Origin of the sequence: Gordonia hirsuta DSM 44140 = NBRC 16056, assembly GCF_000333015.1 — a bacterium.
Lineage (GTDB): Bacteria > Actinomycetota > Actinomycetes > Mycobacteriales > Mycobacteriaceae > Gordonia > Gordonia hirsuta.
The window spans coordinates 89,384-115,067 of the sequence record NZ_BANT01000002.1; the positions used below are offsets into that span (position 1 = coordinate 89,384).

22 protein-coding genes and 1 tRNA gene are annotated in these 25,684 nt (G+C 67.1%); 17 read left to right on the forward strand and 6 right to left on the reverse strand.

The features are described from left to right. Positions 1 to 9: 9 nt before the first annotated feature. The 3 genes from pyk to GOHSU_RS00595 all read left to right on the forward strand — a co-directional run bounded on the left by pyk (position 10) and on the right by GOHSU_RS00595 (position 3,016). Positions 10 to 1,443, forward strand: coding sequence for a pyruvate kinase (gene pyk, locus GOHSU_RS00585; RefSeq protein WP_005935206.1), 1,434 nt, complete (start codon positions 10 to 12; stop codon positions 1,441 to 1,443). Between the two features lie 77 nt (positions 1,444 to 1,520). Then, positions 1,521 to 2,426: an acyl-CoA thioesterase gene (locus tag GOHSU_RS00590; RefSeq protein WP_051139498.1), complete on the forward strand. Its 906-nt coding sequence runs from the start codon at positions 1,521 to 1,523 to the stop codon at positions 2,424 to 2,426. Next, a complete protein-coding gene (locus GOHSU_RS00595) occupies positions 2,423 to 3,016 on the forward strand; it encodes a hypothetical protein (RefSeq protein WP_005935209.1) in 594 nt (197 codons plus the stop codon). Before GOHSU_RS00590 ends, GOHSU_RS00595 begins: the two co-directional genes overlap by 4 nt. Before the next feature lie 77 nt (positions 3,017 to 3,093). Here the strand turns inward: GOHSU_RS00595 and GOHSU_RS00600 are convergent, their stop codons facing one another. Beyond that, positions 3,094 to 5,205 (reverse strand): CocE/NonD family hydrolase, encoded by a 2,112-nt coding sequence (locus GOHSU_RS00600; RefSeq protein WP_005935211.1) that lies wholly within the window; start codon positions 5,203 to 5,205, stop codon positions 3,094 to 3,096. Positions 5,206 to 5,505: 300 nt separating this feature from the next. Between GOHSU_RS00600 and GOHSU_RS00605 the strand changes: the two genes are divergently transcribed. The 8 genes from GOHSU_RS00605 to GOHSU_RS00640 all read left to right on the forward strand — a co-directional run bounded on the left by GOHSU_RS00605 (position 5,506) and on the right by GOHSU_RS00640 (position 14,440). Further along, positions 5,506 to 5,587 (forward strand) — tRNA-Leu (locus tag GOHSU_RS00605). Positions 5,588 to 5,627: 40 nt separating this feature from the next. Beyond that, complete coding sequence (locus tag GOHSU_RS00610) at positions 5,628 to 6,227, forward strand: ANTAR domain-containing response regulator (protein ID WP_155820843.1); 600 nt, start codon at positions 5,628 to 5,630, stop codon at positions 6,225 to 6,227. A gap of 77 nt (positions 6,228 to 6,304) precedes the next feature. After that, positions 6,305 to 9,046, forward strand: coding sequence for a DNA polymerase I (polA, locus tag GOHSU_RS00615; protein WP_005935215.1), 2,742 nt, complete (start codon positions 6,305 to 6,307; stop codon positions 9,044 to 9,046). An 18-nt stretch (positions 9,047 to 9,064) separates the two neighbouring features. Beyond that, positions 9,065 to 10,630, forward strand: a complete 1,566-nt coding sequence (locus GOHSU_RS00620) for a serine/threonine-protein kinase (RefSeq protein ID WP_005935217.1) — start codon at positions 9,065 to 9,067, stop codon at positions 10,628 to 10,630. Positions 10,631 to 10,694: 64 nt separating this feature from the next. Continuing rightward, entirely contained in the window at positions 10,695 to 11,765 is a 1,071-nt protein-coding gene (locus tag GOHSU_RS00625; protein ID WP_005935220.1) for an isocitrate/isopropylmalate dehydrogenase family protein, read from the forward strand. A gap of 100 nt (positions 11,766 to 11,865) precedes the next feature. Continuing rightward, entirely contained in the window at positions 11,866 to 12,741 is an 876-nt protein-coding gene (locus tag GOHSU_RS00630) for an ABC transporter substrate-binding protein (RefSeq protein WP_005935222.1), read from the forward strand. Then, a complete protein-coding gene (locus GOHSU_RS00635; RefSeq protein WP_005935224.1) occupies positions 12,738 to 13,661 on the forward strand; it encodes an amino acid ABC transporter permease in 924 nt (307 codons plus the stop codon). The genes GOHSU_RS00630 and GOHSU_RS00635 overlap by 4 nt, the downstream gene beginning before the upstream one ends. Positions 13,662 to 13,687: 26 nt before the next feature. Then, complete coding sequence (locus GOHSU_RS00640) at positions 13,688 to 14,440, forward strand: amino acid ABC transporter ATP-binding protein (RefSeq protein WP_035739761.1); 753 nt, start codon at positions 13,688 to 13,690, stop codon at positions 14,438 to 14,440. Positions 14,441 to 14,584: 144 nt separating this feature from the next. On the opposite strand, the gene GOHSU_RS00645 is transcribed toward GOHSU_RS00640, so the two are convergent. Then, a complete protein-coding gene (locus GOHSU_RS00645) occupies positions 14,585 to 15,133 on the reverse strand; it encodes a DUF1990 domain-containing protein (RefSeq protein WP_005935228.1) in 549 nt (182 codons plus the stop codon). 20 nt (positions 15,134 to 15,153) lie between these two features. Beyond that, positions 15,154 to 15,987 carry a class I SAM-dependent methyltransferase gene (locus GOHSU_RS00650; RefSeq protein WP_005935231.1) on the reverse strand — a complete coding sequence of 278 codons (834 nt, stop codon included), beginning with the start codon at positions 15,985 to 15,987 and terminating at the stop codon, positions 15,154 to 15,156. A gap of 220 nt (positions 15,988 to 16,207) precedes the next feature. Here GOHSU_RS00650 and rpsA point away from each other — a divergent pair, with 220 nt between their 5' ends. Then, a complete protein-coding gene (rpsA, locus tag GOHSU_RS00655) occupies positions 16,208 to 17,683 on the forward strand; it encodes a 30S ribosomal protein S1 (RefSeq protein ID WP_005935233.1) in 1,476 nt (491 codons plus the stop codon). A gap of 104 nt (positions 17,684 to 17,787) precedes the next feature. On the opposite strand, the gene coaE is transcribed toward rpsA, so the two are convergent. Both coaE and GOHSU_RS00665 read right to left on the reverse strand, forming a co-directional pair. Then, positions 17,788 to 18,729, reverse strand: a complete 942-nt coding sequence (gene coaE, locus GOHSU_RS00660) for a dephospho-CoA kinase (protein ID WP_024332668.1) — start codon at positions 18,727 to 18,729, stop codon at positions 17,788 to 17,790. A 74-nt stretch (positions 18,730 to 18,803) separates the two neighbouring features. Beyond that, a complete protein-coding gene (locus GOHSU_RS00665; protein WP_035739766.1) occupies positions 18,804 to 19,520 on the reverse strand; it encodes an IclR family transcriptional regulator in 717 nt (238 codons plus the stop codon). A gap of 102 nt (positions 19,521 to 19,622) precedes the next feature. On the opposite strand from GOHSU_RS00665, the gene GOHSU_RS00670 reads away from it, so the two are divergent. From GOHSU_RS00670 to GOHSU_RS00690, 5 genes are all read left to right on the forward strand, one after another. Next, the gene (locus GOHSU_RS00670) at positions 19,623 to 20,420 is read left to right on the forward strand and encodes a 2-keto-4-pentenoate hydratase (RefSeq protein WP_005935239.1); all 798 of its coding nucleotides are present in this window, start codon (positions 19,623 to 19,625) and stop codon (positions 20,418 to 20,420) included. 9 nt (positions 20,421 to 20,429) lie between these two features. Further along, positions 20,430 to 21,392, forward strand: a complete 963-nt coding sequence (locus tag GOHSU_RS00675) for an acetaldehyde dehydrogenase (acetylating) (RefSeq protein ID WP_005935241.1) — start codon at positions 20,430 to 20,432, stop codon at positions 21,390 to 21,392. Continuing rightward, positions 21,389 to 22,435 carry a 4-hydroxy-2-oxovalerate aldolase gene (gene dmpG, locus GOHSU_RS00680; RefSeq protein ID WP_005935243.1) on the forward strand — a complete coding sequence of 349 codons (1,047 nt, stop codon included), beginning with the start codon at positions 21,389 to 21,391 and terminating at the stop codon, positions 22,433 to 22,435. Before GOHSU_RS00675 ends, dmpG begins: the two co-directional genes overlap by 4 nt. Before the next feature lie 160 nt (positions 22,436 to 22,595). Continuing rightward, positions 22,596 to 23,417 (forward strand): LuxR C-terminal-related transcriptional regulator, encoded by an 822-nt coding sequence (locus GOHSU_RS00685; protein WP_005935245.1) that lies wholly within the window; start codon positions 22,596 to 22,598, stop codon positions 23,415 to 23,417. A 225-nt stretch (positions 23,418 to 23,642) separates the two neighbouring features. Beyond that, on the forward strand, positions 23,643 to 24,998 hold the full coding sequence (locus tag GOHSU_RS00690; RefSeq protein WP_051139492.1) for an MFS transporter: 1,356 nt from the start codon (positions 23,643 to 23,645) through the stop codon (positions 24,996 to 24,998). Here the strand turns inward: GOHSU_RS00690 and GOHSU_RS00695 are convergent, their stop codons facing one another. Then, complete coding sequence (locus GOHSU_RS00695; protein ID WP_005935249.1) at positions 24,999 to 25,532, reverse strand: ribonuclease FAU-1 family protein; 534 nt, start codon at positions 25,530 to 25,532, stop codon at positions 24,999 to 25,001. Between the last annotated feature and the right edge of the window lie 152 nt (positions 25,533 to 25,684).

Genomic DNA, 25,684 nt, shown 5'->3' on the forward strand with positions numbered 1-25,684 from the left:
CTGGGTGGTGTGACCCGTCGAACCAAGATCGTCTGCACCCTCGGCCCTGCGACCAGCTCTCTGGAGAACATCACCGAACTGGTGAAGAGCGGCATGGACGTCGCCCGCATGAACTTCAGCCATGGCCGCCACGAGGACCACCAGGCGGTGTACGAGGGCGTCCGGAAGGCTGCCGCAGCCACTGGGAAGCCGGTCGGTATCCTCGCTGACCTGCAAGGCCCCAAGATCCGCCTGGGCTGGTTCGAGGACAACGGGCGACCCAACGGAATGGTCGACTGGGAAGCCGGCGAACTGGTCCGCATCACCGTCGATGAGATCATCGGCAACCACGATCGCGTCTCCACTACCTACAAGCAGTTGGCGCAGGACGCCAAACCGGGCGATCGGCTGCTGGTCGACGACGGCAAGGTCGGACTGACCGTCGAAGAGATCGACGGCAACGACGTGGTGTGCCGGGTGACCGAGGGTGGTCCGGTGAGCAATCACAAGGGCCTGTCGCTTCCGGGGATGAACATCTCGGTGCCGCCGCTGAGCGAGAAGGACATCGCCGATCTGGAGTTCGCCCTGGAACTGGGGGTGGATCTGGTCGCGCTGTCGTTCGTGCGCAGCCCCGGGGACATCGAACTGGTCCACGAGATCATGGACCGGGTCGGGCGCCGGGTGATGGTGGTGGCCAAACTCGAGAAGCCCGAGGCCATTGAGAATCTCGAGGCGATCGTGCTGGCCTTCGACGCCATCATGGTGGCGCGCGGGGACCTGGGCGTGGAGATGCCGCTGGAACAGGTGCCGCTGGTGCAGAAACGCGCCATCCAGATCGCCCGCGAGAACGCCAAGCCGGTGATCGTGGCGACGCAGATGCTCGACTCGATGATCGAGAACTCGCGACCCACCCGCGCCGAGGCCTCCGACGTGGCCAATGCGGTGCTCGACGGCGCCGACGCGGTGATGCTCTCCGGGGAGACCTCGGTGGGCAAGTACCCCTTCGACACCGTCCGGACGATGAGCTCGATCGTGGTGGCCGCCGAAGAGAGTTCCCGCGAGGTTCCGCCCCTCAAACATGTGCCGCGCACCCAGCGCGGTGTCCTGACCTACGCGGCCCGCGACATCGGCGAACGGCTCGACGTCGCGGCGATCGCGGCGTTCACCGAGACCGGTGATACCGCCCGCCGCATCGCACGCCTGCATTCCCGGCTGCGGCTGGTCACCTTCACCACCGAAGAGGTGACGCGCAACCAGCTGGCACTGAGCTGGGGCGTCGAACCGTACCTGGTGGCGCGCGCCTCGACCACCGACGCGATGATCGATCAGCTCGACGACTTCTGCGAAACACACGGCACCGTCGCACACGGCTCGACCGTGGTGGTGGTCGCCGGAGCGCCGCCGCAGGTCCCGGGATCGACCAACCTGCTGCATCTGCACCGCATCGGCGAGCAGGATCACTGACCGGTCGGGACCGTGTCGCCGGATACCTGGCCGCTCAGGCATAGGGTGAAGAGATGACCCGCAACCTCAACGACCCGATGCATCGGGCGTCCCGGCCGGACCCCGGTGGCCCTGCGGCTGCCGGAGATCTGGACAAGCTCATCGAACTGCTCGATATCGAGCAGGTCGACGACGACCTGTTCATCGGTCAGCACCCGGAGCAGAAGACGGCCCGCACCTTCGGCGGACAGCTGCTCGGGCAGGGCGTGGTGGCCGCCGGCCGCACGCTGACTCGCGGCAATCCGCCGGTGCATGCGCTCCATGCCCACTTCATCCGCGGCGGCGATGTGAACAAGCCGATGGAATACCACGTCCAGCGGTTCCGGGACGGGAAGGCCTTCGCGAACCGGCAGGTCACTGCGATCCAGGACGGTGAGGAGATCTTCACCATGCTGGTCGCATTCCAGGACAACAACGCCGGACTCGAGCATGCGGTCGAGATTCCGCTGGTGCCCTACCCGGAGGAGCTTCCGCCCCTGGGCGAGCATTTCAAAGGGTACGAAGACCAGATCGCGCTGTTCGTCAACGCGCTGCACCCGATCGACATCCGGTTCGCCAATGATCCCACCTGGAAGATGAAGGACGCGGGCGAGACCCTGACCCACAATCGGGTCTGGATGAAGACCGATGGGCAACTGCCCGACGATCCGCTGGTGCACGTGGCGGCGATGGCGTACGCCTCGGACACCACGGTGCTCGACTCGATCATCACCACCCACGGGCTGTCGTGGGGGATGGACCGGCTGTTCGCGGCGACCGTGAACCATTCGATGTGGTTTCACCGCGAGTTCCGGTTCGACGACTGGCTGCTGTACGCGACCGAATCGCCGGTCGCCGCGGGTTCGCGCGGCATCGGTTCGGGACGGTTCTTCATGCGCGACGGAACTCTGGCGACATCGGTGGTGCAGGAAGCGCTGATCAAATACTTCCCGCCCCGCGAATGAGTACGCCGGAGAACACGCCTGCGGCCGAGCGGCCGGAGGACGCCGACGAGTGGGTGCCGACCGGTGCACCGATCGCCGATACACCCGCGGCGAGCCCGGTATCGGGTGCTCCCGGCAACCTCGGGTGGGGGCCGCAGTTGCAGTACTTCCAGCCGCCGGGACCCTACGTCCCGCCGGTGCGGTGGCGGCGTCACGCACACGGCTGGGTGTGGGCGGTCAGCGTACTGGTGACCCTGTTGCTGGCCGTGCTCACCGTGCTGGTGTTGATCATGGGCGCAACCAACCGGAACACGTTCACCGCCGTCGGGGTGGTGCAGGTCGATTGCGCGACCAAACAGGCCCTGGACGGACGCCCCATCGGACTGGCGACACCGGTGCGGATCTATCGGGTGAACTCGGGTGAACTGGTGGCCCGTAGTGCGCTGAACCGGTTCAAAGACATCGAGGCCGGCAGCGGTGCCTGCTTCGCTTCCTTCCAGGAGAAGGGCGTGCCCGATGCGACCGGCGGTTATCTGGTCGAACTCGGGGATACGCCCGGCATCGTCGTCTCCCGTGACGCCCTCGAGCGGGGCGTCTTGCTCGACGACTGAGGCATCCGCCGACATCCGCCGTCGCGCCGATCCGGTGGTCGGGACCAACCGTGGTCCGGCCACCGGATCGGCGGGTATCAGCGGAGTTTGCGGTCGACGGGAACGGTCACCCAGCTGGGATTCTTCGGGTCGATCTCGATGTACTGCGGACCGAACTTGCTGGCCCACATCTCCGGGCCGAGCGGCACCGCCTTGGGCGCGTTCAGCGAGTAGATGTCGATCCGAAGCCGATCGCCCGGGTGCAGGGCCGCCTGGGTGGGGGTCATCGGGATGTTGACCGGCAGGATCTGGCCCGGACGCACCGGACGGTAGTGGTCCAGCGACAGGAACAGGAACGGGTCCACCAGGTCGCCGTTGGCGGCGAACTGACTGCGGGAGCGGTCGACCTCCCGCAGCGACACCATCAGCTGACCCATCGAGATCACCTGGCTGCGGCCGTCGGGGCTGACCACGTTGACGGTGACGTGCCAGTAGCCGTCGGTGGCCGCCACGCGCTGCAGCAGATGCACGCCGGGCCAGCCGGAGATCCGGGTGAGCTTCTTCACCGGGGCGGTGGTGAAGGTCTGGGCCGCGACCTCGGCGAGCCGGTTGTCCCGGCCGCAGAAGTCGAACAGGGCGGTGATGCCGGCGGCGCCCTGGGCGCCGTCCTTCCCGCACAGGTTGCTCAGCCCCGGCTGCACCAGTCGGGTGGTCCGGGCCGAGGGCGTCACCGACGAGAGGGAACCGTCGCCGGCGACCGGAGTGTGCACCGAACCGGACGGACGACCGCTGAGGTACTGGCGCTGATGGGTGTAGCCGGGCAGCGGGAAGGTCTGTCCCTGCAGGTAGTTGTCGCGCGGCATGGAGGCCAGCGTCGCGGGGGAGTAACGGTCGATGCCGTTGTCGATGCCCTTGAGCCAACGGTCATACCAGGCCCGCGACAGGACGTTCATCTTCGGCGGATTGCCCGGCGTACCGAACTGGGCGCCGGTGGTGATGTGGTAGCCGTCGTCCATGATCAGCTTCTTCTTGCTGTCGGGAAGCTGCGTGAGATCGGTCAGGAGCCGGGCCTCGGAGTTGGTGAACAGATCGTTCCAGCCGCCGATCGCGAAGGTCGGGGTGGTGATCTTGCCCAGATCGGTGTTCAGGGACGTGCGGTAGGCGGTGCCTTCGGTCAGCAGGTCGCGCGTCTTGCCGCTGGCCTGATCGGGATGCTGCACGGTCAGCGCCTGCAGCATCACGTCGATGAAGGTCAGGGGATCCTTCGCGCGGTCACCGAGCCATTTCCAGTCGAACGTGCCGTTGAGCATGGAGGCCACGTTCGGGATCATCTTGGTGGTGTTGACCATGGCCAGCCAGGCCGACAGGAATCCGAAGCCCACACCGCCGCCGGGCGCCACCACATCGCGCAGCAGATCGGCACCGGGCACCACCGGGAAGATCGCATCGACCGCACCGGGGGAATCGGAGGCCACCTGCAGCTGGTTGATCGCCGAGTACGATGCACCGGCCATGCCGATCTTGCCGTCCGACCAGCGCTGGCGCTTGGCCCAGTTGACCACCTCGAGGGTGTCCTTGCGCTCACGCGGGCCGAAGACCTGCCAGGTGCCCTGCGAGAATCCGGTGCCGCGCACGTCGACCACCAGCATGTTGTAGCCCGAACGGACCAGCTTGGTGTCATAGGAGAAGTTCTCGCCGAAGCCGCTCTTCAGCGAGCCGACCAGGTCGTTGTAACCCGACAACACCGTGCCCTGCAGGTTGATCGCATTGAGCAGTGCGATCAACTGCGGCACCAGCACCGGAAAGCTGAGAACCTCGGCGGCCAGTGCGCTGACCATCTTGGTGTAAGGCGTCATGTTGACCACGGTCGGCAGCTTCTTGTCGACCACCCGGCCGCGGGCATCGGTGGGCCGGATCAGGTTGCCGCGCAGCACCGTTCCGTCGCTCATCCGGATCGGCACATCCGGGGTCACCTGCAGATTCGGGTATTTCTGGGGGCCTTCGGCGGTGCGGGTCCACTTGGCGCCCAGGGCGCCGAAGACGGCGGCATCGGCGGTCGCGGCGGTCTGCGGGATCAGGGCCGTTCCGGCGGCGACCAGCAGTGCGGTGACCAGCAGTGCCAGGGTGCGCAGCAGCGGTGCCCGCCGTCGGCGCGGTGAACCCGGTGGAACCTGTGTGGTGGCCGATGAGCGGCCGAGACGCGTGCGCATGTGATGAACAACTCCCCAAAGTCGGCGTGTGAAACAAGCGAAGAAAATACTGTGGCGTAACTTAGCGCACTCTGTGAAAGGTGTCTATATCGCGGGAATGCAGGTCTCGGTGCACCGGGCGGGCGCTGTCACCGGGCAATGCGGGCCGGTTCTGGCCGGTGAGGGCGGGCCGTGGCCTCGTTTGCGTGCCTGCGGACCGGGCCCGGTGCGGGAGGCCGTTCCCGCCGTTTCGCGCGGACCCGTACACTGCACTGAGCAATAATCGAACGACGCAACCGTCGATCGAGAAACCACCAGTCGGCCCCGGTGGCGAAATAGGCAGACGCGCCGCACTCAAAATGCGGTCTCGAAAGGGGTGCCGGTTCGAATCCGGCCCGGGGCACACATCTGTACGAATGCCGAATGCTTGTGAAAGTGAGTCGATGACGCCGACCCCGTCCGCCGCTGTCGCCCATCGCGTCGTCGTCGCCGAGGACGACTCGCTGATCCGGATGGATCTGTGCGAAATGCTGCGCGACGAGGGGTACGAGGTGGTCGGCGAGGCTCCCAACGGGCAGGTCGCGGTCGATCTCACCGAATCGCTGCAGCCGGACCTGGTGATCATGGACATCAAGATGCCGGTACGGGACGGAATCGACGCCGCGAGCGAGATCGCCCGCAAGCGGCTGGCGCCGGTGGTCATGCTGACCGCGTTCAGCCAGCGCGAGTTCGTCGAACGTGCCCGTGACGCCGGCGCGATGGCGTATCTGGTGAAACCGTTCAACCAGTCGGACCTGGCGCCGGCGATCGAGGTCGCCCTCAGCCGATTCCGGGAACTCACGGCGCTCGAGGACGAGATCTCCGGGATGAACGAGCGTTTCGAAGCGCGCAAGCTCATCGAGCGGGCCAAAGGTCTGCTGATGGACCAGCGCGCGCTGACCGAACCGGAGGCCTTCCGGTGGATCCAGACCAATGCGATGGACCAGCGCGTGACGATGAAGGCTGTCGCGCAGATCGTGGTGGAGACGCTCGGCTCGGTGTGACGTCGCCGGTTCCTGCCTTCGGGCCGGCCACGCCCGTAGTGCCGCGCTGTCGCAGCGCCTCACTACACTCGGGAAGCGTGAGCCCCGCGCAGACGTCGTCCCAGTCCTCGTCCCGTCAGAAGAAGGATCAGCGCCCCACGCTGATGCTCCTCGACGGGCATTCGCTGGCTTATCGGGCCTTCTACGCCCTGCCGGCGGAGAATTTCAAAACCAACACCGGGCAGAGCACCAACGCGGTGTACGGCTTCACCTCGATGCTGATCAATCTGCTGCGCGATGAGGACCCGTCGCACATCGCCGCCGCCTTCGACGTGTCCCGGCAGACCTTCCGTTCGGAGATGTTCCCCGAGTACAAGGCGCAGCGTTCCTCGTCGCCCGACGAGTTCCGCGGTCAGGTGGACCTGACCAAGGACGTGCTGGATGCGATGGGTATCCCGGTGATGGCGATCGAGGGGTACGAGGCCGACGATGTCATCGCCACCTTGGCCACCCGGGCCGACGAACAGGGGTATCGCGTCCTGGTGGTGACCGGCGACCGCGACGCACTGCAGTTGGTCAACGACAACATCACCGTCCTCTACCCCAAACGCGGGGTCTCGGAGCTGACCCGTTTCACCCCGGAGGAGGTCGAGAAGAAGTATGGACTCACCCCCGGCCAGTACCCCGATTACGCCGCCCTGCGCGGCGACCCCAGCGATAACCTGCCCGGTATTCCCGGTGTCGGGGAGAAGACGGCGGCCAAGTGGATCCGCGAGTACGGGTCGTTCGACGAACTGGTGAACCGCGCCGACGAGGTGCGCGGCAAGGTCGGTGACTCGCTGCGGGAGAACCTGGCCGCGGTGATCATGAACCGTCGCCTCACCGAACTGGTACGCACCATGGACCTGCCCTCGGGGCCGGACGAGCTGGCCCTGCACGCCTGGGACCGTGACCGCATCCACCGGCTGTTCGACGACCTGGAGTTCAAAGTCCTGCGGGACCGGCTGTTCTCCACCCTGAGCTCGGTCGAACCCGAGGCCGAATCGGGCTTCGAGGTCTCCGGCACCGTGCTGGGTGCCGGTCAGGTCCGCACCTGGCTCACCGAACACGCCCGCACCGGACGCAGCGGACTGGCGGTCAGCGGCGCCCACCGGGTCGTCGGCACCGAGGCGACGGGAATCGCGATCGCCGCCGCCGACGGGGAAGCGGCCTACCTCGATCCGGTCACGATGGACCCGGACGACGAAGCCGCCCTGGGGGACTGGCTGGCCGACGAGTCCGCCGATAAGGCGGTGCATGAGGTCAAATGGGCGATCCATGCCCTGCACGGCCGCGGCTGGCAGCTGCGCGGGGTCACCTCCGATACCGCGCTGGCGGCGTATCTGGTGCGCCCCGGACAGCGCACGTTCAACCTCGACGATCTGGCCCTGCGGTATCTGCGCCGGGAATTGAAGGCCGATACCGCGGCCGACGACGGCCAGCTGTCGTTGCTCGACGGCGACGAGGACACCGCCGCGGTCTCCAATCAGCTCATGCTGTCGGCACAGGCGGTCGCGGAGCTGGCCGACACCCTCGACACCGAACTCGAACGCATCGAATCGGTGCCGTTGCTGCGCGATATGGAGCTGCCGCTGGCCTTCGTGCTGGCCCGGCTGGAGACCACGGGTATCGCCGTGGACGTGGAGCATTTCCAGGCGCTCGAGCGGGAATTCGCCGGCCGGGTGCGGGAGGCGGCCGAGGCCGCCTACGAGGTGATCGGGGAGCAGGTGAACCTGGGCTCGCCCAAGCAGTTGCAGGTGGTGCTCTTCGACAAGCTCGGCATGCCCAAGACCAAGAAGACCAAGACCGGGTACACCACCGACGCCGATGCGTTGGCTTCGCTGTATGAGAAGACCGAGCATCCGTTCCTCAAGTATCTGCTCGAGCACCGCGATGCGACCAGACTGAAGGTCACCGTCGACGGGCTGCTCAAATCGGTGGCCGACGATCAGCGGATTCACACCACTTTCAATCAGACGGTCGCGGCCACCGGGCGGCTGAGTTCCACCGAACCGAATCTGCAGAACATCCCCGTGCGCACCGAGGCAGGGCGGCAGATCCGCGGCGGTTTCGTGGTCGGCGGCCCGGACCGCAGTGCGGGCTACGACACGTTGATGACGGCCGACTACTCGCAGATCGAAATGCGGATCATGGCGCACCTGTCCGAAGACGCGGGCCTGATCGAGGCCTTCAACACCGGGGAGGACCTGCACAACTTCGTCGGGTCGCGGGCCTTCGGCGTGCCGGTCGACCAGGTCGACGCCGAGATGCGCTCGCGGGTCAAGGCGATGAGTTACGGCCTGGCCTACGGACTGTCGGCGTTCGGGCTCGCGGCGCAACTGGGGATCAGCCGAGAAGAAGCCCGCGAACAGATGGAGCTGTACTTCGACCGGTTCGGCGGGGTGCGTGACTATCTGCACGAAGTCGTGGTCGAGGCGCGCAGCAAGGAGTACACGCAGACCCTGTTCGGTCGCCGCCGCTACCTTCCCGATCTGAATTCGGACAACTTCCAGCGCCGTCAGGCAGCCGAGCGGATGGCGCTCAACGCCCCGATCCAGGGCACTGCCGCCGACATCATCAAGGTGGCGATGATCAACGTCGCCCGCCGGCTGGACTCGGAAGAACTGTCCTCGCGCATGCTCCTGCAGGTGCACGACGAACTGGTCCTGGAGGTCGCCGACGGCGAACGCGAGGCGGTCGAGGCGCTGGTCCGCGAGGAGATGGGGTCGGCCATCGAGTTGAAGGTGCCCCTGGACGTGTCGGTGGGATACGGCCGATCCTGGGACGACGCTGCACACTGAACGGGCCGGTGAGAGAAAATGTCGCAGCACAGTCGCGTCGGTACGCAGTTCGGTCCCTACCGCCTGGATGAGTTGCTCGGTCGCGGCGGGATGGGTGAGGTCTACCGCGCCTACGACACGGTCAAGGATCGGGTCGTCGCACTCAAGCTCCTCAACCCCGGACTGGCCGGAGACCCCGGATACCGGGAGCGCTTCCGTCGCGAGTCGCAGACCGCGGCGCGACTGGGGGAACCGCACGTCATTCCGATCCACGACTGGGGTGAGGTCGACGGAGTGCTGTTCATCGACATGCGCCTGGTCCAGGGCGGTGATCTACGGGGTCTGCTCGACCGCGAGCATCGGCTCGCACCGGCGCGGACGGTGGCGGTGGTCGAACAGATCGCGGCGGCACTGGATGCCGCCCACGCCGGCGGGCTGACCCACCGCGACGTCAAACCGGAGAACATCCTGGTCGGTGACAAGGACTTCGCGTACCTGGTCGACTTCGGGATCGCCAACGCCGACGGCGATACGCGGCTCACCCAGGCCGGCAGCGCGATCGGCTCGATCGCCTACATGGCACCGGAGCTGTTCGACGGCCACCCCGCCGGTCCGGCAAGCGATGTGTACGCACTGACCTGTGTGCTGTACGAGTGCCTTACCGGCGGTGTTCCGTATCCGGCGCCGACGGTCAGCGCCGCGATCAAAGCCGCCGTGACCGCGACGCCGCGGCCGGCCGGTGCGCTGGTGCCCGGTCTGCCCCGCGGCCTCGACGCCGTGATCGCACGCGGATTGGCCGCTGATCCACGGCAGCGGTACCGATCGGCCGGGGAACTGGCTGCGGCGGCCGCAACGGCGCTGCGCAGCGGTGCGCCGCCGGCGTCGACGGCGTCGACGGCCCGGCAGAACGAGCCGCCGACAGCGGTGCATCCGCCGGTTCCGGCGATCGCGCCGACGCGGGTGCAGTCGTTCGGCGGACAAGTCCCGGGGCCGCCACCGGCGGGATATCCCGCCGAGTACGCGGTGGTCCCGCAACCGGCCGCGGGGCGCTCGTCGTTGCTGCCGATCCTCCTCGGGGCGGTGGCCACCCTGCTGGTCATCGGCGTCGGTGTGCTGGTCGCTCTGGCGGTTCTCACCGATGACGGCGACGGATCGGCCGCCGCGGCGAGCGCGCCGCAGGAGCCCCCGGTCGTTCCGGCCTCCACGATCGCGTCGGCGGAGCGGCAACCGTCGGCGGGACCCGCGCCCTCGAGTACCCCCTCCTCGGTGGTCCCGGCGCCGGCACCGACTTCGACGGTCCGGACGTATCCGGCTCCGGCGCCCAGCATCGAAGTCAGCGCCGATCCGTCGGCACCCGGTTATGTCCCGCCGCCCCCTCCGATCGATGAGGCACAGTACTTCGCCCAGTTCGGCGCGTTCGACCGAATGGACACGGCCCGCGCCAAGGCCGGTGAGCATTACGGCTCGGTGATCGTCGACGGTTCCCTGGTCGGACTGAGCACGCGCTATGCGGTGGTCCGGCCCACCCACAGCCTGGCCGAAGCCGAGCGGGTCTGCGCCAACTTCGGCGCCGCACAGTGTTACCCGAAACAGCGCACCGGGTGACCGTGCGTCGCCCGGGACGGACTCACACCCGACCCCAGACCCGAAGACTCCAGACAGGACGACGATGACCCCCACCGATACCCTCCCGATCGCCGTCCTCCACGGCGACGGCATCGGCCCCGAGGTGGTGCCGGTGGCCGTCGCTGCCGCGGATAAAGCCCTTGCCGCACAAGGGATCCGAGCGGTGTGGCAGGACCTGCCGTACGGATCGGCCGCCATCGACACGCAGGGATCGGCGATCCCCTCCTCGACCCTGGCTGCGCTGGCCGACTACCGCGTCATGGTGGTGGGCCCACATGATTCAGCGGCCTACCCGCAACCGCACCGCGACGCACCCGCACCCGGGGCCGTCCTGCGTAAACATTTCGGCTTGTACGCCAATCTGCGCCCTGCCCGGGCGATCCCGGGGGTCGAGGCGATGGCCCCGGACATCGATCTGCTGATCGTCCGGGAGAACAGTGAAGGGCTCTACGCCGACCGCAACATGCTGGTGGGCAGCGGGGAGTTCATGCCGACGCCGGATGTGGCGCTGGCGGTCGGTCTGATCACCCGGCAGGCCAGCGAGCGGATCGCCGAACGCGCCTTCGCCGCGGCCCGGGCCCGTCGGCAACAGCTGACGATCGTGCACAAGGCCAATGTGCTGCGGTTGAGCACCGGACTGTTCCGCGACGTCTGCCTGGAGGTCGGCCGGCGGTTCCCCGAGGTGACGGTGCAGCAGCAGCACGTCGACGCGATGGCGGCCCTGCTGGTCCGGCGGCCCGCGGACTTCGATGTGCTGGTGACCGAGAACCTGTTCGGCGACATCCTGTCGGATCTGGCAGCCGAACTGTCCGGGTCCCTGGGGCTGGCGTCGTCGATCAACTGCTCGGATACCCAGGTGATGGCTCAGGCGGTCCACGGGGCCGCTCCCGATATCGCCGGCGCCGGCCTGGCCGACCCCATCGCGATGATCGGCTCGGTCGCCTCGGCCCTGGACTGGTACGGCACCGCCGTGGCCCACGGCGGGTACGCCGCCGCCGCACAGGCGCTGCGCGAGGGCATCGCCGCCACGGTGGCGGCGGGAGTGCGCACGGCTGATCTGGGCGGGACGGCCGGCACGGGGGAGTTCGGCGAGTACCTGTGTGCTCTGCTGTAGTTTGCATCTAGCAACCTGTGACGACAGTCACCGGCGGGGAAGAGGCGGTGACACAGCTGTGAGACGGCGCGGTCTGAGCAGACTGCTCAAAAGCTGGTCGATGCTGGCGGTGACCGGCGTGGCTCTGTCGCTGCTGACGGCGTGCACGAACGACGAGTCCGCACTCGATGTCGCGCCCATCACCGTCCACGTCGACCGTCAACCGCAGATCGCGGCCCTGGTACCGGTCGCAATCGCCGACAGCGGCGTGCTGCGGGTGGGTACCAATCCGCCATATCAGCCCAACGAGTTCAAGGACGGTTCCGGCACCATCGTCGGATTCGACATCGACCTGATGGAGGCGATCGCCGCCGTTCTGGGGCTGACCCCGAAGTTCTACGAGGCCGCGTTCGACAAGATCATCCCGGCCATTCAGGCCGGCACGTACGACGTGGGGATCTCGTCGTTCACCGACACCGTCGAACGGGAGAAGGAGGTCGACTTCGTCACCTACTACCGCGCCGGTGTGCAGTGGGTGCAGCGCACCGGCGACGACGTCGACCCGGACAACGCCTGCGGACTGCGTGTCGGCGTGCAGTCGACGACGGTCGAAGACACCGACGAGATCCCGGCCAAGAGCGCCGCCTGTGTCGCGGCGGGCCGACCGGCGATCAACAAGCAGAAGTTCGATGAACAGGATCAGGCGGTCACGGCGCTGTTGCTGGGCAAGATCGACGCTTTCTCGGCCGATTCGCCGGTCAGTGCCTATGCGGTGAAGAAGACCGCGAAGATCGGCGAAGACCTGGAGCTGGTCGGACCTGTCTACGACGCCGCCCCCTACGGCATTCCGTTGCCGAAGGGGTCGTCGCTCGGGCCGGCCATCCAGCAGGCCGTGCAATATCTGATCGACCACGGCTACTACTGGACCATCGCCGAACACTGGGGAGTCGAAGCAGGAATGATCCAGACCTCGACGATCAACGGAGCCGACCGATGAACCCCTCGCCGCCGGAGCCGCAGACGCCGCCGGAATCGATCAAGGCCGTACCGCTGCGCCATCCGGGTCAGTGGCTCGCAGCGGTGATCATCCTCGTCCTGGTGGGTCTGCTGATCTACGGTGCCGCCACCAATCCGGCATACAAGTGGGCCACCTACGGCCGGTACCTGTTCGACACGCGGATCATCGAAGCAGCCGGCTGGACCCTGGCGCTGACCGTCTGCGCGATGCTCCTGGGCGTGGTCCTGGGGGTCCTCCTGGCGGTGATGCGCCTGTCGCCGAATCCCGTGCTGCGGGCGGTGGCGTGGGTCTATCTGTGGGTCTTTCGCGGCACACCGGTCTACGTCCAGTTGGTGCTGTGGGGTCTGTTCGGGTCCATCTACAAGCAGATCGACCTGGGGATCCCGTTCGGACCGCAGTTCTTCCACCTCGATGTGCAGGCGATCAACGCCGCCTTCCTGTTCGCGGTGATCGGCCTGGGCCTCAACGAAGCCGCGTACATGGCCGAGATCGTCCGGGCCGGTATCTCCTCGGTGCACGAGGGCCAACTCGAGGCGTCGGTGGCGCTGGGGATGACCTGGTCGCAGACCATGCGCCGGGTCGTCCTGCCGCAGGCGATGCGGGTGATCATCCCGCCGACCGGCAACGAGTTGATCTCCATGCTGAAGACCACCTCGCTGGTCACGGCGATCCCGTTCTCGCTGGAGCTGTACGGCCGGTCACGGGACATCTCCAGCGTCAACTTCCAGCCCATTCCGCTGCTGCTGGTCGCCTCCACCTGGTACCTGGCGGTCACTTCGATTCTGATGGTCGGCCAGCACTATCTGGAGAAGCACTACTCCAAGGGCGCCAGTCGCATCCTCAGCGACCGGCAGCTCGAGGAACTGGCGCAGGCCGAAACCCTGGAAGGTGGCCGATGAGCACGGCACAGTCCGGCGTGACGCCGATGGTGCAGGCCGAGGGCGTCTGCAAGAGTTTCGGTGCGCTGCCGGTGCTCAAGGGGATTTCGCTTCAGGTCCAGCCCGGCGAGGTGACCTGCCTGATCGGTCCGTCCGGCTCGGGGAAGTCGACCTTCCTGCGCTGCGTCAACCACCTGGAGAAGATCAATGCGGGCCGATTGCGGGTCGACGGAGAGCTGATCGGCTATCGCGAGCGCGGCGGCAGACTTTACGAGATGAGCCCGCGCGATGCCGCCAAACAGCGCCGCGAGATCGGCATGGTGTTTCAGCACTTCAACCTGTTCCCGCATCGGACCGTGCTGGCCAATGTGATCGAGGCGCCGATGCTGGTCAAGGGGCAGAGTCGCGACCAGGCCGTGGCGCGAGCGCAGGAGCTGCTGGCCAAGGTCGGGCTGGCGAACAAGGCCGACGCCTATCCGGCACAGCTGTCCGGCGGCCAGCAGCAGCGAGTGGCGATCGCCCGGGCTCTGGCCATGGAACCGAAGCTGATGCTCTTCGACGAACCGACGTCGGCACTGGATCCGGAACTGGTCGGCGATGTTCTGGCAGTGATGCAGGATCTGGCTCAGGCCGGTATGACCATGGTGGTGGTGACCCACGAGATGGGGTTCGCGCGCGAAGTCGCCGATCAGCTGGTCTTCATGGCCGACGGGGTGGTGGTGGAGAAGGGCGATCCGCGGGAGATGCTGACCGATCCGCAGCATGAGCGCACTCAGGCGTTTCTGTCGAAGCTGCTGTGAACTCGGGCGGCGAAGACTTGGTGCTCGGTTCTCGACCGTGGCGGTCGGAAACGGAGGTCAAGTCTGCCGACCCGGCCGTGCGCGTCGGCAGAGTCTCGATCCTGTAGAGATTCGGTCCTGCCGAAGGGGCAGTCGTGCCGAGGGTCAGTCCTGCAGGGACCGGGTGTACCGCTCGGTGATGCGGTCCTGAACGTGCGCAGCGACCGGAGCCGCCACCCGGGCTGCGATGCTGTGCGGGCGAGAGAACCCGGACAAGGCGAACCAGACCGCACCAGCGTCGTCGAGGGTCACCGAGAAGTGCTCCTCACCTGCTTCCGGATGTCCGGGCAGCGTCCCGTAGGAGAACGCCACATGGGCGGGGGAGTCGTCGATCATGACCACCCGCACCGGTCCGCCGATCTGCAACGGTCCGAGACCGATCCCCACGATCGCCACCACCCCGGTGTCGATCCGGGGCGCCGAGGCTCTCACCCGGACGCCGGAACGCAGCTGCACCTGCCAGGTCAGCAAGGCTTCGCGTGCGAGCGCGAAGGCGGCGTCACCGCGGCCGAGTTCGGTTCGGCGGCGCAACGAGCGATAACCGTCCGGCAGATGGTCCCGGGCGGAGGCGCCCACATCCGGATATGTCCAGGGCGCGGCGGCCAGGGTGCGCGCCTGCGCGGGAATGAGGAGGCTCAGGCCGGCGTTCTTCATCGTCGTTGGCGACCCGGTCGTCAGGCGGCGCCGGCCGGCTTACGGGTCACGAAGATCGCCGTACCGGGGAACAGGGCACCCCGCAGCGGAGACCACTGTCCCCACTCGGCGTCCAGGTCGTCGGGCCACTCCGGCTCGACCACATCCTCGACCACCAGTCCGGCGGCGACGATCTCCCGGATACGGTCGCCCATCGTGCGGTGATGCTCCACGTAGGTGACGTTTCCGTCGGCGTCGGTCTCCGAATAGGGCGTGCGGTTGAAGTACGACAGCTGCACCAGCAGGCCCTCCGGCCCCGGATCGTCCAGAAACATCCAGCGCATCGGATGGTTGGTGGCGAACACCCAGCGTCCACCGGGGCGCAGGACCCGAGACGCCTCGCGCATCAACTGCGCCGAATCGGCGACGAAGGGGACTGCACCGAACGCGGAGGTCACCAGATCGAAGGAGGCGTCGGCGAACGGCAGCTGCTCGGCCCCGGCCAGCACCAGCGGTACCGGACGGGCGTCGGCGCGCATCGCCTCGACGGCGTGGGTGAGCATGCCGGCGGAGACGTCCAGGCCGACCACGCGGGCTCCGCGTGCGGTCATCCAGCGGGCGCACGGTGCTGCGCCACAGCCGATCTCGAGAACATCGAGTCCGGAGACATCGCCCAGCAGACCGGCCTCCTCCTCCCGGAGCCGCTCGGGGCCCCAGACGAAATCGCCGCCGGCCACATCGTTGCCCAGAAACGACCCGTGTTCGGCCTGATAGTCGTCGGCCTGGCCGTCCCACCAGGAGCGGCTGGCCGATTCGCTGGTCGCCGAATCGATATCGCCGAGAACGCGCGGCGGTCGCGGAGAGTCCGGAGCCATGACGCTCAGTCTAGGTGCCCCCGGCCGGCGGCTGGGCTCACGCAGAGGGTCATTTGTGCAGTACAGGCGCGGGAGAGTAGCCTGTGGGGTGCGTGTCTTCGCGCGCGTGTCCGTCCGTGTTCGCACGGCGGTTCAATCAATCGGAGAAACGGGCTCTACCTGCATGGTCGTGCCCGTGGACCCGTCAACTACTACATACCTGTCCGGAGCAACTCAACACATGTCGTCCCCTACGATCACCTCGCCGCAAGTAGCCGTCAACGATATCGGCTCGGCTGAGGACTTCCTCGCCGCCATCGACTCCACGATCAAGTACTTCAACGATGGCGACATCGTCGAAGGCACGATCGTCAAGGTCGATCGCGACGAGGTTCTGCTGGACATCGGCTACAAGACCGAGGGCGTCATCCCCTCGCGCGAGCTGTCCATCAAGCACGATGTCGATCCGAGCGAGGTTGTCTCGGTCGGCGACGAGGTCGAAGCCCTGGTCCTCACCAAAGAGGACAAGGAAGGCCGCCTGATCCTGTCGAAGAAGCGCGCTCAGTACGAGCGTGCCTGGGGCACTATCGAGGAGCTCAAGGAGCGTGACGAGGCCGTCAAGGGCACCGTCATCGAGGTCGTCAAGGGCGGCCTGATCCTGGACATCGGCCTGCGCGGCTTCCTCCCGGCGTCGCTGGTGGAGATGCGTCGTGTCCGCGACCTGCAGCCGTACATCGGCAAGGAGGTCGAGGCCAAGATCATCGAGCTCGACAAGAACCGCAACAACGTGGTCCTGTCGCGTCGCGCCTGGCTCGAGCAGACCCAGTCCGAGGTCCGCAGCGAGTTCCTCAACAAGCTCGGCAAGGGCCAGGTCCGCAAGGGCGTCGTGTCCTCGATCGTCAACTTCGGCGCCTTCGTCGATCTCGGCGGCGTCGACGGTCTGGTGCACGTCTCGGAGCTGTCCTGGAAGCACATCGACCACCCGTCCGAGGTCGTGGCCGTGGGCGACGAGGTCACCGTCGAGGTCCTGGACGTCGATATGGACCGCGAGCGCGTCTCGCTGTCGCTGAAGGCGACCCAGGAAGACCCGTGGCGTCAGTTCGCCCGCACCCACGCGATCGGTCAGATCGTGCCGGGCAAGGTCACCAAGCTGGTGCCGTTCGGTGCGTTCGTCCGCGTCGAGGAGGGCATCGAGGGCCTGGTGCACATCTCCGAGCTGGCCGAGCGCCACGTCGAGGTGCCCGACCAGGTCGTGTCCGTCAACGACGATGCGATGGTCAAGGTCATCGACATCGACCTGGAGCGTCGCCGCATCTCGCTGTCGCTGAAGCAGGCCAACGAGGACTACACCGAGGAGTTCGATCCCTCGAAGTACGGGATGGCCGACAGCTACGACGAGGCCGGCAACTACATCTTCCCGGAGGGCTTCGACGCCGAGACCAACGAATGGCTCGAGGGCTTCGACGCTCAGCGTGAGGAGTGGGAAGGCCGTTACGCCGAGGCCGAGCGCCGCCACAAGATGCACACCGCTCAGATGGAGAAGTTCGCTGCGGCGGCCGCCGAGGCCGACGCCGCCGGTGACTACTCCAGCTCCAGCGAGAGTGCGTCCGGTGGCTCGTCGAGCTCGTCGTCGAGCGGTTCCGCGCCGGCCGGTGGTTCGCTGGCCAGCGACGAGCAGCTCGCCGCCCTGCGCGAGAAGCTGACCGGCGGCAACTGAGTCTGACTCACCACTGAGCAGCTAGCAGTACAAGACCCCCGATCCTCCTAGAAGGATCGGGGGTCTTTGCTGTCTGGACCGTCCGGCGCCGGACCGGCGCGACTCTACTGGTCGACGAGGATCCGTACCCGGGCCGGACGGCCCGGATCGGCGGCGACGTGCACGCGGCCGGATTCACCGGGCAAAGGTGCGAAACCGTTGGCCGACAACACCTCTGCTGCGGCCTGGGCAGCCGCCTCGTCGGCGACGATCACATCCAGATCGAGCACCGGGACCACCGGCGGACCGGAGGCGCCGTCGGCGGTCGGGCCGACGTGGGCGATGGCGACCGCACCGGCACCCAGCAGTGCCCACAGCCGATTCACCAGGCGGGCACCGACCGCACCCCACGCCGGATCCACCTCGACCGGGATCGTCGGCAGCTCGGGGCTGGTGCCGGCGCTGTGGTGATCGCGCAGGGGGACGATCCGCTCATTCCATACCGTCAGCGCTTGTGCGGCGAGTTCCTCGGGCGTGCCGGAGTTGTCCAGCCAGATGTCGGCGACGGCCCGGCGCTGCTCGTCGCTGGCCTGGGCATCGATGCGCTGGCGGGCATCGGCGGGGTCCATGCCGCGCCGATTCACCAGCCGGTCGAAGCGCAGGTCGGCGGGGGTATGGACGACGATCACCGCGTCGTACAGGGGTGCCAGACTGCCCTCGACCAACAGCGGGACGTCGTGCAGGATCACCGCGTCGGCCGGTGCCGCGGCGATCAGCTCTGCGGTGCGGGCACCGATCAGCGGATGGGTGATCGAATTCAGTTTCTGGGTGCTCTGGGCGTCGGCGAACGCGCGAGTCGCCAGTGCCGCGCGGTCGAGAGCACCTTCGTCATCGAGGATCTCGCTGCCGAAGGCCTCCACCAGCGCGGCCAATCCCTCAGTCCCGGGCTCGACGACCTCGCGGGCGATGCGGTCGGCGTCGATGTGATAGGCCCCGTGCGCTACGAAGGTCTTCGCCACGGTCGATTTTCCGGCGCCGATACCGCCGGTCAGTCCCACTCGAATCATGACTGCCAGTGTGACAGGTCGGCGATTCACAGGCGGAGACCTTCACAGGCGGAGACGTTCACAGGCGGAGACGTTCACGGGCGGCGGCGGTTGAGTGTCGCGGCGATCCCGGCGGCGGCGGCCCGCACCGCGTCGACGTGCTGCTGCGGACGGAAGCGGTGCACCGGACCGGTCACACTGATCGCCGCAATGAGCTCGTTGGAGTCCACATCCAGGACCGGCGCGGCCACACACGCGATCCCCGGAGTGGATTCCTCGAACTCGAACGCGACCCCCTTCTCCCGGACCGTATCCAGCGCGCGGGACAGGATACCGGGGGCCGCGATGGTCTTCGGAGTGCGTCGCGGCAGCGGGCCGGCCAGCACCCGCTCGCGCGTGGCGGTGCTGCCGTGAGCCAGCAGGGCCTTGCCGATCCCGGTGCAGTGCAACGGCATCCGGCCGCCGGTGCGCGAAGGTGCGCTGGCCTGGCGGTGCCCGCCGATCTTGGTCAGATAGAGCACCTCGCTGCCGTCAAGCACCCCCAGGTGCACGCTTTCGCGGCTGCGTTCGTACAGATCCTGCAGAAAGGGCATGGCGATCTCCAGCAGACCGCGTTCGGCGGAGGCACGCATACCCAGCTCGAATAGCCCGCCGGAGAGCCGGTAGCCGTCGGGGGTGCGGTCGAGCAGCCGGGCCGTGACGAGCTCGCCGCAGAGCCGGTGCGCGGTGGCCTTGTGCAGTCCGGTCCGGCGGACCAATTCGGCCAGCGGCAGATCCGCATCGTCGGCGGCGAAGGCATGCAGGATCGCCATCACCTTGCCGATCACCGTATCAGGGACGCTCACCCGGTCAGCGTATCGCTGAGCGAGACGAACTGCTTCCGAAGGGGTGAGTGTGCGGGTGACGATGGTGGCATGATCACCGATCTCGACAGCGACATCGCCGAGGCTCAGGCGGCGGCCCGGCTGCTCACCGCCCTGCAGACCCGCACCGCCTGCACCCCGGTGCGCGATCTCATCGGCCCGACCGACCTGGCGGCCGCCTACCGCGTCCAAGAACGCATCAGCGGTGGCCGCATCGCCGCCGGCGCCACCGTCGTCGGCCGCAAGATCGGTTTGACCAGCAAAGCGGTCCAGGAACAGATGGGGGTCGATCAGCCCGACTTCGGAGTGCTCTTCGACGATATGGCCTATGCGCACGAGCGGACCGTGCCCATCGAGCGGCTGCTGCAACCCAAGGCCGAAGCCGAGGTGGCCTTCGTCCTGAAGGCCGATCTAATCGACGGGCCCCTCGACCTGGAACAGATCCGGGCGGCCGTCGGCTATGGGGTCGCTGCCCTGGAGGTCTGCGACAGCCGTATCGACGGCTGGGACATCGCCTTCGCCGACACCGTCGCCGACAATGCCTCCTCGGGCGTCTACGTGCTGGGCACCGAGCACAAGACCCTCGAGGAGTTCAGCCCGGTCGAGGTGGGGATGAGCATGACTATCAACGGCGAGCAGGTGTCCACCGGCACCGGTGCGGCCTGTCTGGGCGATCCGCTGAACGCCGTTGCCTGGCTGGCCCGGGCGGCCCGCGACTTCGGGGATCCGCTGCGCGCCGGACAGCTGGTGCTGTCCGGCGCGCTGGGCCCCATGGCCCCGATCGCCGCCGGCGACGAGGTGACCGTACAGATCAGCGGACTGGGGACGGTCCGCGCCCGATTCGAATAGGGAACAGCATTGACTAACAAGAAGAAGGTCGCCATCATCGGCTCGGGCAATATCGGCACCGACCTGATGATGAAGGTGATCGAGAACGCCAGGCATGTCGAGATGGGCGCGATGGTCGGCATCGATCCGGACTCCGACGGGCTGGCCCGGGCGGCCGAGCTAGGCATCCCCACCACCTCGGACGGTGTCGAAGGGCTGGTAGCCCTGCCGAACTTCGACGAGATCGACATCGTCTTCGACGCCACCTCGGCCCAGGCGCACGAACACCACATCGAGGTGCTGTCCCCGCACGGCAAGCGACTGATCGACCTGACTCCGGCGGCGGTCGGCCCGTATGTGGTCCCGTCGGTCAATCTCGAAGACCACCTGGATGCGCCGGTGGTCAACATGGTGACCTGCGGCGGTCAGGCGACCATTCCGGTCGTCGCGGCGGTCTCGCAGGTGGTGCCGGTGGCCTACGCCGAGATCGTCGCCTCGATCGCCTCGAAATCCGCCGGACCGGGTACCCGTGCCAATATCGACGAGTTCACCGAGACCACCGCAGGGGCGATCGAACAGCTCGGCGGCGCCCGGCGCGGGAAGGCGGTGATCATCCTCAATCCGGCAGAACCGCCGCTGATGATGCGTGACACCGTCTACACGCTGGTGCAGGCGCCGGATCTGGACACGCAGGAGCAGATCCGGCTGTCGGTGGAGAAGATGGTCGACGACGTCTCCGCCTATGTGCCCGGCTACCGGCTCAAACAGAAGGTGCAGATCACCGAGATCGCCGACTCCAGCCCGGTGCACACCCTGCTGGCCGACGGCGAAGAAGCCGTTCCGACCCATCAGGTCTCGGTCTTCCTCGAAGTAGAGGGTGCCGCGGACTATCTGCCCGCCTACGCGGGCAATCTCGACATCATGACGTCGGCCGGCCTGCAGGTCGCCGAGCGCATCGCGGCACGCGCCGCCGACCAGGAGGCACAGGCATGAGCGGCATCCCCATCTACGTTCAGGACGTCACCCTGCGTGACGGTATGCACGCCATCCGGCACCAGATCTCACCCGAGGACGTCCACCGCATCGTCGCGGCGCTGGACGCCGCCGGGGTGGATGCGATCGAAGTGGCCCACGGCGACGGCATCTCCGGCGGCACGGTGAATTACGGTCCGGGATCCCACAGCGACTGGGAGTGGATCGAGGCGGCCGCCGATGCCGTCACGCAGGCGCGGCTGACCACCCTCATGCTGCCGGGGGTGGGCACCGTCAAGGAACTCAAGCGGGCCTACGACCTGGGTGTCCGGTCGGTCCGCGTGGCTACGCACTGCACCGAAGCCGATGTCTCCGCCCAGCACATCGGCGCGGCAAAGGAGATCGGTATGGACGTCTCCGGTTTCCTGATGCTCTCGCACATGAGTGATCCGGCCTCACTGGCCCAGCAGGCCAAACTGATGGAGTCCTACGGTGCCGACTGCGTCTACATCACCGACTCCGGCGGCCGGCTGACCATGAACGACGTCGCCGAGCGTGCCCGTGCGTACCGGGACGTGCTCGACCAGAAGACCCAGATCGGTATCCACGCGCACGAGAACCTGTCACTGTCGGTGGCCAACTCGGTGGTTGCGGTCGAAAACGGCATCTACCGTGTGGACGCCTCGCTGGCCGGACACGGGGCCGGCGCCGGCAACTGCCCGATCGAGCCGTTTATCGCCGTGGCGAACCTGCTCGGATTCGAGCACCGCTGCGACCTGAATCAACTCCAGGACGCGGCCGACGATCTGGTGCGGCCGCTGCAGGACCGCCCGGTCCGCGTCGATCGCGAGACGCTCACCCTCGGCTACGCCGGCGTCTACTCGTCGTTCCTGCGGCATGCCGAAGCGGCCGCCGCGCGCTACGACCTGGACGTGCGCGACATCCTCACCGTCTGCGGTGAGCGGCGACTGGTCGGCGGCCAGGAGGACATGATCGTCGACATCGCCTTGAATCTGGTAGCCGAGCGCGAGGCCGCTCAGGAGGCGGAACTGGAGAACGTCTGAGCGTTGACCGCGGTAGGCATCACGGTCGTGTCCATGGTGCCGATCACGTTCGGGTGCTCCGGGTATGATCGGTCACACTCCCGGCCTCCGTCTTTCCGTGATGCGCCCGCATCCGTCCGAGGGCGTCGGGAGGTGGACCAGAACGGGTGGGTGGTAACAGATGAGTGAGGCCTCACTCGCGGCGCCGGTCACCGAGGCGCTCCGGCGCATCCGGAAGGCAAGCGGGGTGTCGCTGGCCTTCGGCGGACTTGCGCAGGGGTCGGCCCGGCTGCGACTGCAGCACTTCGTCGGCAACACCACCGGTGCATTGAACGGGTTGGCAGTCGAGGCCGGGCACGGACTCGGCGGCCGCGTCATGCGGGTCAATCGGCCGATGGTGGTCAACGACTATCTGGCGACACCGCAGATCACCCACCTTTACGACGACTCGATCCAGGTCGAGGGTCTTCGGGCGATCGCGGCAGCACCGGTGATCGTCGACTCCCAGGTGATCGCGGTGCTGTACGGCGGATTGCACTGTGACAATCTGATCGGCGGCCGCATGCTGGACATCCTCACCACGCAGGCCCGCTCACTGGAACAACAGGTCGCGGTCGCTCGTGCCCTGCGGGAGGCCGGTGCCCGTTCGTCGCCGGATGTCGAGGCGCTTCGTGACCGAATGAACCGCGCGTACTCGGGGCTGCGGCTACTGGCACAGGCCCTCGACGACGATGTACTCGCCGAAGAGATCAAGCGTCTCACCGATGTCTTGCTCGATGCTCCTGAGCTCGAATCGGTGGCACCGGTGGTGCTCACCGGACGCGAGCGTGATGTCCTCGCGCTCGCGGCGCTCGGGTATTCCAATGCGCGTATCGCCGCGGAGCTGGGTGTGGTCGCCGAAACGGTGAAGGGCTACATGAAGACCGCTATGGGCAAGCTCGATGCGAACACGCGGCTTGAGGCGGTCGTGCTGGCGCGCCGCGCCGGGGTGCTTCCGGGCTGATCCGGCAGTGTTTCATCGGCACCCCCTTCGGGGGGTGGTCGCCGATTCGGGCCCATCGTACTGTGAGCAAACTTACTTCAGTACGTGACTGTGGGGCATGCCATATCGCCGCGAATCTGATTCGGCAGGCTGCTCCATTCACCCGTCCGAGACGAGGATCCGCCAGTGACAATCGCACCACCGAACACTCCCGCCGTATCCGAGCCACAAGCACCGTCCACCAGCATGAAGCGGGTAGCCGCGGCCAGCGCAATCGGCACCACGATCGAGTTCTACGACTTCTTCATCTACGGGACGGCGGCAGCTCTGGTCTTCCCGACGGTCTTCTTCCCCGAGGCGAATCAGGTCACCGGAACCATCGCCTCGTTTGCGACCTTCGCAGTCGCCTTCTTCGCTCGGCCGGTCGGGGCGGTGGTCTTCGGCCACTTCGGTGACCTCATCGGGCGCAAGCGCACCCTGGTGTGGACGCTGCTCATCATGGGTGCAGCCACCGTCCTGATCGGATTGCTGCCCGGATACGAATCCGGGGTGTTCGGACTATTCGGTTCCGGAATCGGCATCTGGGCGCCGATCCTGCTGGTGGTCCTGCGCTTCCTGCAAGGCTTTGCCGTGGGCGGAGAATGGGCCGGTGCCACGCTCCTGACCTCCGAGTACGCGCCGGAGGGCAAGCGCGGACTCTACGCTATGTTCCCGCAGCTGGGCCCGGCCTTCGCGTTCTTCCTGTCGAGTCTGACCTTTTTGATCGCCAGTCTCACCGTGGGCACCGCCAGCGACGCCTTCCTCAACTACGGCTGGCGGATCCCGTTCATCCTGTCGATGGTGCTGGTTCTGGTCGGACTCTGGGTGCGCCTGGCAGTCGCCGAGACGCCGGTGTTCCGCCAGACGCAGGCGCGCCAGAGCGCCGAGCCGGTGCCGGCGGCACGAAAGCTGCCATTCCTGGATGCGGTGAAGTTCCAGTGGAAGGAGATCCTGATCGCCGGTGGCGCACTGGCCAGCCTGTTCTCGCTGTTCTACATGGGCACGGCATTTCTGACCAGCTATGCCACCAATGCCGACCACATGGGCCTGTCGCGGAACTTCGTTCTGACCTCAGGCATGATCGCGGCAGTCTTCTTCGGTCTGTCCACCGCGGCCTCGGCCGTCTACTCCGACCGTTTCGGTCGGCGTCGGGTCATCATGGTGTCGGTTATCGTCGCGGTGCCGTGGGTGCTGGTTCTGTTTCCGATTCTGCAGACCGGAGGCGAGTTCGCTTTCCTGGTCGGACTGATCGGGACGCTGCTGATCTTCGGCATCGCCTACGGCCCGGCCGGTGCGCTGCTGCCCGAACTCTTCGAGGCCCGCTACCGCTACACCGGTGCCGGAATGGGCTACAACCTGGGCGGCATCTTCGGCGGTGCGATCCCACCGCTGATCGCCGCGCCGCTGATCGCCGGTCCCGGATCCATCTGGGTCGGCGTCATGCTCGCGGTGCTGTCGTCGATCAGCGTGCTGTGCACCTACCTGATCGTGGAGACCAAGGACCGGAAGGTCGCCGTGGAATCCGTACGAATCGATCGCGAGTCCGTGCTGGAGGTTCGCTGATCACCGGGCGACCGGCCGGTCCAGCCACGGCATGCGGCCGCCGACCTGCGCATCCAGCCACGACTGGATGTCGCCGGCGGCGGCCGCTCCGCGTAGTGTCCGCACCGCGATCTCGGTCGCCTCCACGGCTTCGTCGAGGGTGAGTAGACCGGCGGCGTGCGCGGTGAACAGTTCGTCGACGTCGAGCAGTTCCAACTCGGTGCCGGGCACGTCGACCAGATCCAGGTACCAGTCGACGGAATACCAGCGGCCGTCGGCATCCGGGCCGGTGAAGCGGCCGACGTCCAGGTACAGCCGCTGCCCCGAGCGATGGTCCGGTGTGAAGTGGAAGATGTTGGCACGCAGGCCGAGCGCCGGGAGCAGCCAGCTCTCCAGGTGGTGGAAGCGCGGGTGATCGGCCGGCCGGGACATGTACAGCCCGTAGGGCAGCTGCCGATACTCGTCGACCGGTCGGAGGAAGCCCTTGTTGTCGGTATTGGTCATCGCCGGAACGTCGAAGATCTCGCGCTTGGGCGGATGCGGCTGTTCAGACATCGTTTCGCTCCCGAGCGGTACCGCCGACTCCGTGCAGGCAGCTGCGGGGTGGTGCGTCGTCGCTGATCATGGGTTCAGCCTAGATCCCAGGGGTGGGCCGAGCACCCATGCCTTGTTGACAATAATTTTCATTAGACTGTTGACTGGCTGCC

Bases quoted from the DNA above. Each gene is read 5' to 3' on its own strand.
- GOHSU_RS00590 (WP_051139498.1), top strand. From the start codon at position 1,521: ATGCATCGGGCGTCCCGGCCGGACCCCGGTGGCCCTGCGGCTGCCGGA.
- GOHSU_RS00595 (WP_005935209.1), top strand. From the start codon at position 2,423: ATGAGTACGCCGGAGAACACGCCTGCGGCCGAGCGGCCGGAGGACGCC.
- GOHSU_RS00600 (WP_005935211.1), bottom strand. From the start codon at position 5,205: ATGCGCACGCGTCTCGGCCGCTCATCGGCCACCACACAGGTTCCACCG.
- GOHSU_RS00610 (WP_155820843.1), top strand. From the start codon at position 5,628: ATGACGCCGACCCCGTCCGCCGCTGTCGCCCATCGCGTCGTCGTCGCC.
- GOHSU_RS00620 (WP_005935217.1), top strand. From the start codon at position 9,065: ATGTCGCAGCACAGTCGCGTCGGTACGCAGTTCGGTCCCTACCGCCTG.
- GOHSU_RS00625 (WP_005935220.1), top strand. From the start codon at position 10,695: ATGACCCCCACCGATACCCTCCCGATCGCCGTCCTCCACGGCGACGGC.
- GOHSU_RS00630 (WP_005935222.1), top strand. From the start codon at position 11,866: ATGCTGGCGGTGACCGGCGTGGCTCTGTCGCTGCTGACGGCGTGCACG.
- GOHSU_RS00635 (WP_005935224.1), top strand. From the start codon at position 12,738: ATGAACCCCTCGCCGCCGGAGCCGCAGACGCCGCCGGAATCGATCAAG.
- GOHSU_RS00640 (WP_035739761.1), top strand. From the start codon at position 13,688: ATGGTGCAGGCCGAGGGCGTCTGCAAGAGTTTCGGTGCGCTGCCGGTG.
- GOHSU_RS00645 (WP_005935228.1), bottom strand. From the start codon at position 15,133: ATGAAGAACGCCGGCCTGAGCCTCCTCATTCCCGCGCAGGCGCGCACC.
- GOHSU_RS00650 (WP_005935231.1), bottom strand. From the start codon at position 15,987: ATGGCTCCGGACTCTCCGCGACCGCCGCGCGTTCTCGGCGATATCGAT.
- rpsA (WP_005935233.1), top strand. From the start codon at position 16,208: ATGTCGTCCCCTACGATCACCTCGCCGCAAGTAGCCGTCAACGATATC.
- coaE (WP_024332668.1), bottom strand. From the start codon at position 18,729: ATGATTCGAGTGGGACTGACCGGCGGTATCGGCGCCGGAAAATCGACC.
- GOHSU_RS00665 (WP_035739766.1), bottom strand. From the start codon at position 19,520: ATGGCGATCCTGCATGCCTTCGCCGCCGACGATGCGGATCTGCCGCTG.
- GOHSU_RS00670 (WP_005935239.1), top strand. From the start codon at position 19,623: ATGATCACCGATCTCGACAGCGACATCGCCGAGGCTCAGGCGGCGGCC.
- dmpG (WP_005935243.1), top strand. From the start codon at position 21,389: ATGAGCGGCATCCCCATCTACGTTCAGGACGTCACCCTGCGTGACGGT.
- GOHSU_RS00685 (WP_005935245.1), top strand. From the start codon at position 22,596: ATGAGTGAGGCCTCACTCGCGGCGCCGGTCACCGAGGCGCTCCGGCGC.
- GOHSU_RS00690 (WP_051139492.1), top strand. From the start codon at position 23,643: ATGAAGCGGGTAGCCGCGGCCAGCGCAATCGGCACCACGATCGAGTTC.
- GOHSU_RS00695 (WP_005935249.1), bottom strand. From the start codon at position 25,532: ATGTCTGAACAGCCGCATCCGCCCAAGCGCGAGATCTTCGACGTTCCG.